Origin of the sequence: Citrobacter werkmanii (assembly GCF_008693645.1) — a bacterium.
Lineage (GTDB): Bacteria > Pseudomonadota > Gammaproteobacteria > Enterobacterales > Enterobacteriaceae > Citrobacter > Citrobacter werkmanii.
On sequence record NZ_CP044101.1, the window covers coordinates 3,627,717 to 3,634,838 of the forward strand.

Below are 7,122 nucleotides of genomic sequence, written 5' to 3' on the forward strand. Positions count from 1 at the left end.
CAGCTCGTAAAAAAGCCCGGTAAGCGTAGCGCCACCGGGCGATAACTATGCAAATTAACCTATCAGGCTGATTGCGCCAGGGCAAGTTCCTCTTCACGCGTTTCAATACGCTGGTCGCCGTTATACAAACGTGCATTTTGCAGTCCAACAAACAGCCGTTCACCGCGGTTCGGGGAATCATCGCCCTGCATGATGACCGTCAGCGGTTCGTTGTACCACCCGAGGGGTTGTACAACTAATTGGGTGTAGTGCCCTTTCGGACTGGCTTCCAGCACCTGAACCGGCAGCGGCGAATCCAGGCTGGTACGGCGGCTCACATCCACTTCCCATGGACGCAGGAACAGATCGACCGGTCCCTGATAGCCAGGCGTATAGCCCAACGGCCAACGGTGTGCGCCCACGTGGAATTGCCCACCGCGAATCGTCCCCTGCAGGCGGTTAACCTCGCCCATAAACTCCAGCACAAAACGGGTAGCCGGTTCACGCCAGACCTGATCCGGTGCGTCGGCCTGTTCGATATGACCCTGGCTCATCACCACCACCCGGTCTGCAACTTCCGTCGCTTCTTCCTGATCGTGGGTAACAAACACGCTGGTAAACTTCAGCTCCTCATGCAGTTGACGTAGCCAACGGCGCAGTTCTTTACGCACCTGAGCATCGAGCGCGCCAAACGGCTCGTCGAGTAGCAGGATCTGCGGTTCTACCGCCAGGGCACGCGCTAATGCCACACGCTGCTTTTGCCCACCGGAAAGCTGTGCCGGGAAACGATCCGCCAGATGAGCCAATTGCACCATCTCCAGCAGTTTGGTCACTTTGGCTTTGATCGCCGCCGCATTAGGACGCTCACGCCGTGGCAGAACTGTCAGACCAAAGGCGATATTGTCGAATACCGTCATATGACGAAATAGCGCATAGTGCTGGAACACAAACCCCACTTTGCGATCGCGCGCATGCAGACGGCTGACGTCGGTGCCGTGAAAACGAATATGCCCGCTGGACTGATGCTCCAGCCCGGCAATGATACGCAGCAGCGTAGTTTTGCCCGAACCGGATGGCCCCAGCAGAGCAACCATTTGACCTGAAGGAATATCCAGCGAGATATCGTTCAGCACCTGGGTGCGACCAAAAGACTTCTTAATATTGGCAATCTCAATGCTCATGATTTTCCTCCTGCTGCGCGCGTTTCTCCTGGTTCTCCAGACGCCATTGCAACATGCTCTTCAAAAACAGGGTAATAATCGCCATCAGCGTCAACAGCGCGGCGGCGGTAAAGGAGCCAACGGCGTTATAGTCCTGCTCCAGTAATTCAATCTGTAGTGGTAAAGATAAGGTTTCGCCGCGAATTGAGCCGGAAACCACCGACACCGCGCCGAATTCGCCTATCGCACGGGCATTAGTCAGCACCACGCCATACAGCAACGCCCAACGGATATTCGGCAGCGTGACGCGGCGGAACATCTGCCAGCCGGAGGCACCAAGCAAAATCGCCGCTTCGTCTTCATTGCTGCCCTGACTTAGCATCACCGGTACCAGCTCGCGCACCACAAACGGACAGGTCACGAACACCGTCACCAGCACCATCCCCGGCCAGGAGAACATAATTTGCAGGTTGTGCTCATCCAGCCAACCACCCAGCGGGCCGTTAGAACCGTAAAACAACAGATAGATCAGACCAGCGACCACTGGCGAGACGGCAAAGGGAATATCCAACAGCGTCAGCAACAGCTGGCGTCCAGGGAAGTTGAAGCGAGTCACCAGCCAGGCCAGCAATACGCCGAACACCAGATTCACCGGCACCGCAATCAGCGCAATTAACACCGTCAGCCAAATGGCATGCAGCATATCCGGGTCAGCCAGGTTCTGTAGCACCGGCATTAATCCCTTGCTGAACGCCTGCACGAAGATATAAATCATCGGCACCAGCAAAATAAAAGCCGATACCAACATGCCCGTACCGATCAGAAACCATTTACCCCAGTTAATGCGGGGTGCGTCATAGCGTTTCAATTGGGTAATGTCTGCCATTAGTGACCTACCACGCGTCGACCAAAGCGACTTTGCAGGGTGTTAATTGAAAACAGTAGCAGCAACGACGCCCCGAGGATCACAGAAGCAATCGCGCTGGCAGCCGGGTAGTCAAACTCCTGCAAGCGAACAAAAATCATCAGCGAGGTCACTTCTGTTTTCCATGCGATGTTCCCGGCGATAAAAATAACCGCGCCAAACTCACCGAGGCTTCGGGTAAACGAGAGCGCTACGCCCGCCACCAGCGCAGGAGACAGCTCTGGCAACACCACTTTACGAAAACTCTGCCAGCGCGTGGCGCCAAGCGTTTCCGCCGCTTCTTCATACTCCGGGCCTAACTCTTCCAGCACCGGCTGTACGGTGCGCACGACAAACGGAATGCTGGTAAAGGCCATCGCCACCGCGATGCCCAGCCAGGTGTAGGTCACCTTAATATCCAGCTTCGCCAGCCATTCGCCGTAGAAGCCATTGACAGAAAACAGCGATGCCAGCGTCAGGCCAGCTACCGCCGTAGGCAGCGCAAATGGCAGATCCATCAGCGCATCCAACAGCGTACGGCCCGGAAAGCGATAGCGGGTTAAGATCCACGCCATCAGCAGACCGAACACACCGTTAAAAATCGATGCCACAAACGCCGACAGCAGCGTCACTTTATAAGCCGCTACCACCTGCGGATTGGTAATCACTTCCCAATACTGCGCCCAGCTCATTTGCGCCAGTTGCATGACCAGCGCGCTAAGCGGCAGCAGCAATATCAGGCAAACGAACAGTAAGCTGGTGCCCAGGCTTAAGGTAAAGCCGGGCAGCACGCGTCGGGAGGAAACAGCAAACATTTACTTACGCCCCGCCGCCAACAGTTTGTCCAGCTCGCCGCCGCTGACAAAGTGCGTTTTCATCACCTCAGGCCACGTGCCAAACTTGTCTTCCACGCGGAACAGTTCGGTTTGCGGGAATTTATCTTTCAGCTTGTCCATCACCTGCGGGTTGTTCACGCGGTAGTAGAAATCGGTAATGATGGTTTGCGCCTGTGGGCTGTACAGCCAGTTCAGGTACGCTTTCGCCGCTTTTTCAGTACCGTTGGCCTGCACATTTTTATCGACCCAGGCTACCGGGAATTCCGCCAGAATGTTGACCTTCGGCACCACGACTTCGAAGCCCTGATCTTCATACTGTTTACGGATGTTGTTCACTTCTGATTCAAATGTGATCAGCACATCACCCAGACCGCGTTCAACAAAGGTGGTCGTTGCACCGCGACCGCCGGTATCAAACACTTCAACATTTTTCAGGAACTGGGTCATAAATTGTTCGGTTTTGGCTTTATCGCCGCCGTCAGCTTTGTCCGCCGCGCCCCATGCCGCTAAATAGGTGTAACGCGCATTTCCGGAGGTTTTCGGGTTCGGGAAAATCAGCTTCACGTCCGGGCGAACCAGATCGTTCCATTCGTGGATATTCTTCGGGTTACCCTTACGCACTAAAAACGCCATGGTGGAATAGAATGGCGAGCTGTTATTCGGCAGGCGGCTTTGCCAATCGGCAGAGATCAGTTTGCCTTTATCGTGCAGGATCTGCACATCGGTGACCTGGTTATAGGTCACAACGTCAGCTTTCAGTCCCTGCAAAATCGCCAGCGCCTGTTTTGATGACCCGGCATGAGATTGTTTAATCGTCAGTTTATCGCCACCGTTATCTTTCGCCCATTGCTGTTCAAACGACGGGTTAAGGGCGGCAAACAGCTCGCGGGAGACATCGTATGAACTGTTCAGCAGTTCCGTTGCCTGCGCCTGCCCCACCAGCAACAGCATTGCTGCCAGCGTCAGGGTTCTTTTTTTCAGTAAGTTAACGGCCATTGCGCACCCTTATAAATTTAATGACTTTCTTATGGTCATCATATTTATAACCAGTGCTAAAGGAGTAACGGTTTTATATACCGTTTGATGATTTGAAAGTTGAAAAGAGAATAAGGGGTACCTCCTCCCCATCACGCGGGGAGGAGACCGGCATCAATCAGATGCCAACGCTTACGCTTTCAGGCAAAGTGCTGCCGCCATCAATGACGTTTTGCGTGCCAGTTAAATAACTGGACTCATCCGAGGCGAGAAACGCGGCCAGTTCGCCGACTTCAAGCGGACAGGCCAGACGACGCATTGGAATCGCTTTCGCCATTTCAGTTAATACAGATTCCGGATCGTCCGGATTGGACTGACGCGCAATATTTTCCGCCATCGGCGTACGAACATAGCCAGGGCAAATGGCGTTCACGCGAATGCCGGACTGCGCATATTCCACCGCCAGCGATTTGGTTAAGCCGATAATCGCCGCTTTTGACATTGCGTAGGCCGTTTCGCCCGGATCGGCCACCATATCGCCAGTGACTGAGGACATCATCACGATGCGCCCGTCTTTGCGATCAATCATCTCCGGCAGTACGGCTTTCGTTACGTTCCAGACGCCTTTGATATTGATATCAATATGGAAGTCGCGATCGTCATCGCTCATCTCAAGGAAGTTACCGAGGCGACATACGCCGGCGTTGTTGACCAGAATATCGATTTTGCCTTCAACCTTCTTCGCGCGTTTCACCGCTTCCGTGACTGAAGCAAAATCTCTGACATCCGCGTGAACCGCCGTGCAGCGGTGACCGCGTCCAGCCAGCTCATCCGCCAGTTTTTCAATCTCATCGGAGATATCCAGCAGGATTAAGTTCGCGCCATGGCGGGCAAACGTTCTGGCGATCCCTTCGCCAATACCCTGAGATGCGCCCGTAATCAATGCTGTTTTGCCCGTGAGTTTTCCCATTTCAATATTCTCCTTTTGAATATGAAGCCTTCGCTTCATTCACGCAGAAGATACAGCAATAACAAATCGGTGCTGCGAAACGGCTCACTAATCAGTCCGGTCAATGAAAAAATATCGTCAACGCGCTTGTTTTTCGTTCGCTGACGCAACCGTTATGCGAACAGGCGGCTTTGTCTGATCAACTTTTGCTGGCCCTAATAGTTTATCCGGCGTGCAGTCACGAATGATTTTGCCCCCTTTCATGACCAGCACACGATCGAAATACTTCAGCAAATAACGACGGTGCGTCACCATGATCAGTGTCTTACCGCTGATAAAGTGATCGAGATGATCGAAGATTCGCTGTTCGGTCATTTCATCCATATTCGAGGTTGGCTCATCCCATAAGTAAATCTGAGCATCGCTACTCAAACTACGCGCTAATAACAGCTGCTGGTTTTGCCCTGAGGATAAGTTACGCGCCATAAACATCACCGGGTAACGCAGCCCCATAGGATGCTGGAGCACAAAGGTACAGTTCGCCAGATTAAGCGCCTCGATCACCTTCTTGCGGTTGTCGCAATCTTTAAGGGCAAAGTTACTTTCAATGCTGCCGGTAAACAACGTGTCATTATTGGTCACCATACTGATAAAGCGGCTGAAAAAGTTCTGCGCCAGATGTCGGGTATTGTAGCCATCGTACATAATACTGCCCTCAGTAGGTGGACAGTAGCCAGAGAGCAGGGAAACCAGCGAGCTTTTCCCGGAACCACATTCGCCAATAATTGCCACCCGCTGCCCATGAGGAATATCCAGCGTCAGCGTATCCAGCGCTTTTGGTAATTGCGGATCGTACTGATAGCTCAGGGCGCGTAGAGAGATATCACCGCGCACGTTAACAATCGATTGCAGCAATTTTTGCTCATGTTCCTGCCCTGCCGGCATAAACATTTTCATTAAATCCGTAATGGTTTTATTAGTCGTAAAAATAGTAGAGAGCGTTGATGATAACCCCGAGATGATCCCCGACATCCGCCCGGAGACAATAACGGAAGAGACAATCGCACCCGTGGTGATTTCACCTTTGATGACCAGGAAAAAAGCGAAAACCATCAGCAGGATCTGGTTCAGGTTCGACATCGCGCTAAGCGCAGACTGATAATAGACCCCAGCCTTACGCAACTTTAAGCTAAGCCATGACTGATTGTTACTGCTATTAACCCAATCAAGCATCAGGTTTTTGTTGTTTAAGGTATGGATGGTACGTAGGGAATAGAGTAATTCAGTAATGAAAACGTTACGGTTTGACTGGCTCTCCTTCATTTTATCCATCAGCACTTCCGTATACTTGAAGTATCCCCACGCCAACAGTAGCGACACCACCATCATCATCACGGGCACTAACACCAGGGCACCGAGATTAATGTAAATAATCACACAAAAAATAATAAATACCGGAATATCCGACACGCGCTGGAAAACGGAATTTAACAGCACGGGCTTTATTTTTTGAAATTCTGTCCACAGAACAAACACGGAGGACATAGAGCTGCTTTTAGTGGTGTTGTAGATCAATGCCTCCACAAAAGAGACATCAATATTGACATCCTCCTGGCGCGAGACAATCGACTGATAGATATCTTTCGAGGATCGCAGTAAAAATTCAAAGACGATAAATACCAGTACGATACCCACCACCCCAAACAGAGAGGCGGTCGATGACCCCGGTACAAGCTTATCGTAGTAAATGTTACTGAAAACCGGGATAGTCAGGGCAAACAAGGCCATAAACAGCGAGGTAAAAAAATACTTACTGTAAAAAACTTTATTATTTTGCAGTCCGGATTTTAATATCGAGCTGATTTTTATCGATTCAGTCATCCCGCTTAAAGGCTGGATCAGAAAGACCGAAATCGTCTGGATGTTTTCTCTGGCGCACGCAACGACACCCAACTCGTTGTTACGCTTGACCAGCTGTAGCCCCCCTTCCTGGCACCCGACACACACCATCCATTGCATGTCGGAGGTTAATATAATCAGCGGCATATTTTCATTCAGCAAATCGTCGGGGCGCGAGAATTTCACCTCGTGGATCATCAGACCTAATGATAGAAAATAGTTTTTAATCTGCGCTTCATGGTTCGGATCGTTTTTATCATATTGCGACAGCGTGACCGGTATTTTCGCTTCATCTATTTCGATACGTGAGTCGTGGTTTTTAGCGATGTATTGCATAACGCCAGCCAGGCCTAAATCATATAGCGTAAAATCATTCATAGAATTTGCACTCATTCCCCCGCACGTCCTGTACGGGGGAAA

The 7,122-nt window shown here is 51.4% G+C and carries 6 protein-coding genes; all 6 read right to left on the reverse strand.

Annotated elements, in window-relative coordinates; genetic code table 11:
• Window positions 1–62 precede the first annotated feature (62 nt).
• The 6 genes from cysA to FOB24_RS18220 all read right to left on the reverse strand — a co-directional run bounded on the left by cysA (window position 63) and on the right by FOB24_RS18220 (window position 7,095).
• Window positions 63–1,160, reverse strand: coding sequence for a sulfate/thiosulfate ABC transporter ATP-binding protein CysA (cysA, locus tag FOB24_RS18195; protein ID WP_085049690.1), 1,098 nt, complete (start codon window positions 1,158–1,160; stop codon window positions 63–65).
• Window positions 1,150–2,025: a sulfate/thiosulfate ABC transporter permease CysW gene (cysW, locus tag FOB24_RS18200; protein WP_038642495.1), complete on the reverse strand. Its 876-nt coding sequence runs from the start codon at window positions 2,023–2,025 to the stop codon at window positions 1,150–1,152. Before cysW ends, cysA begins: the two co-directional genes overlap by 11 nt.
• Window positions 2,025–2,858 carry a sulfate/thiosulfate ABC transporter permease CysT gene (gene cysT / locus FOB24_RS18205; RefSeq protein WP_038642497.1) on the reverse strand — a complete coding sequence of 278 codons (834 nt, stop codon included), beginning with the start codon at window positions 2,856–2,858 and terminating at the stop codon, window positions 2,025–2,027. The genes cysW and cysT overlap by 1 nt, the downstream gene beginning before the upstream one ends.
• The gene (locus FOB24_RS18210) at window positions 2,859–3,875 is read right to left on the reverse strand and encodes a sulfate ABC transporter substrate-binding protein (protein ID WP_069324493.1); all 1,017 of its coding nucleotides are present in this window, start codon (window positions 3,873–3,875) and stop codon (window positions 2,859–2,861) included.
• Between the two features lie 157 nt (window positions 3,876–4,032).
• The gene (gene ucpA, locus FOB24_RS18215) at window positions 4,033–4,824 is read right to left on the reverse strand and encodes an SDR family oxidoreductase UcpA (protein WP_150345282.1); all 792 of its coding nucleotides are present in this window, start codon (window positions 4,822–4,824) and stop codon (window positions 4,033–4,035) included.
• 117 nt (window positions 4,825–4,941) lie between these two features.
• Window positions 4,942–7,095: a peptidase domain-containing ABC transporter gene (locus FOB24_RS18220; RefSeq protein ID WP_394851904.1), complete on the reverse strand. Its 2,154-nt coding sequence runs from the start codon at window positions 7,093–7,095 to the stop codon at window positions 4,942–4,944.
• Window positions 7,096–7,122: the final 27 nt, after the last annotated feature.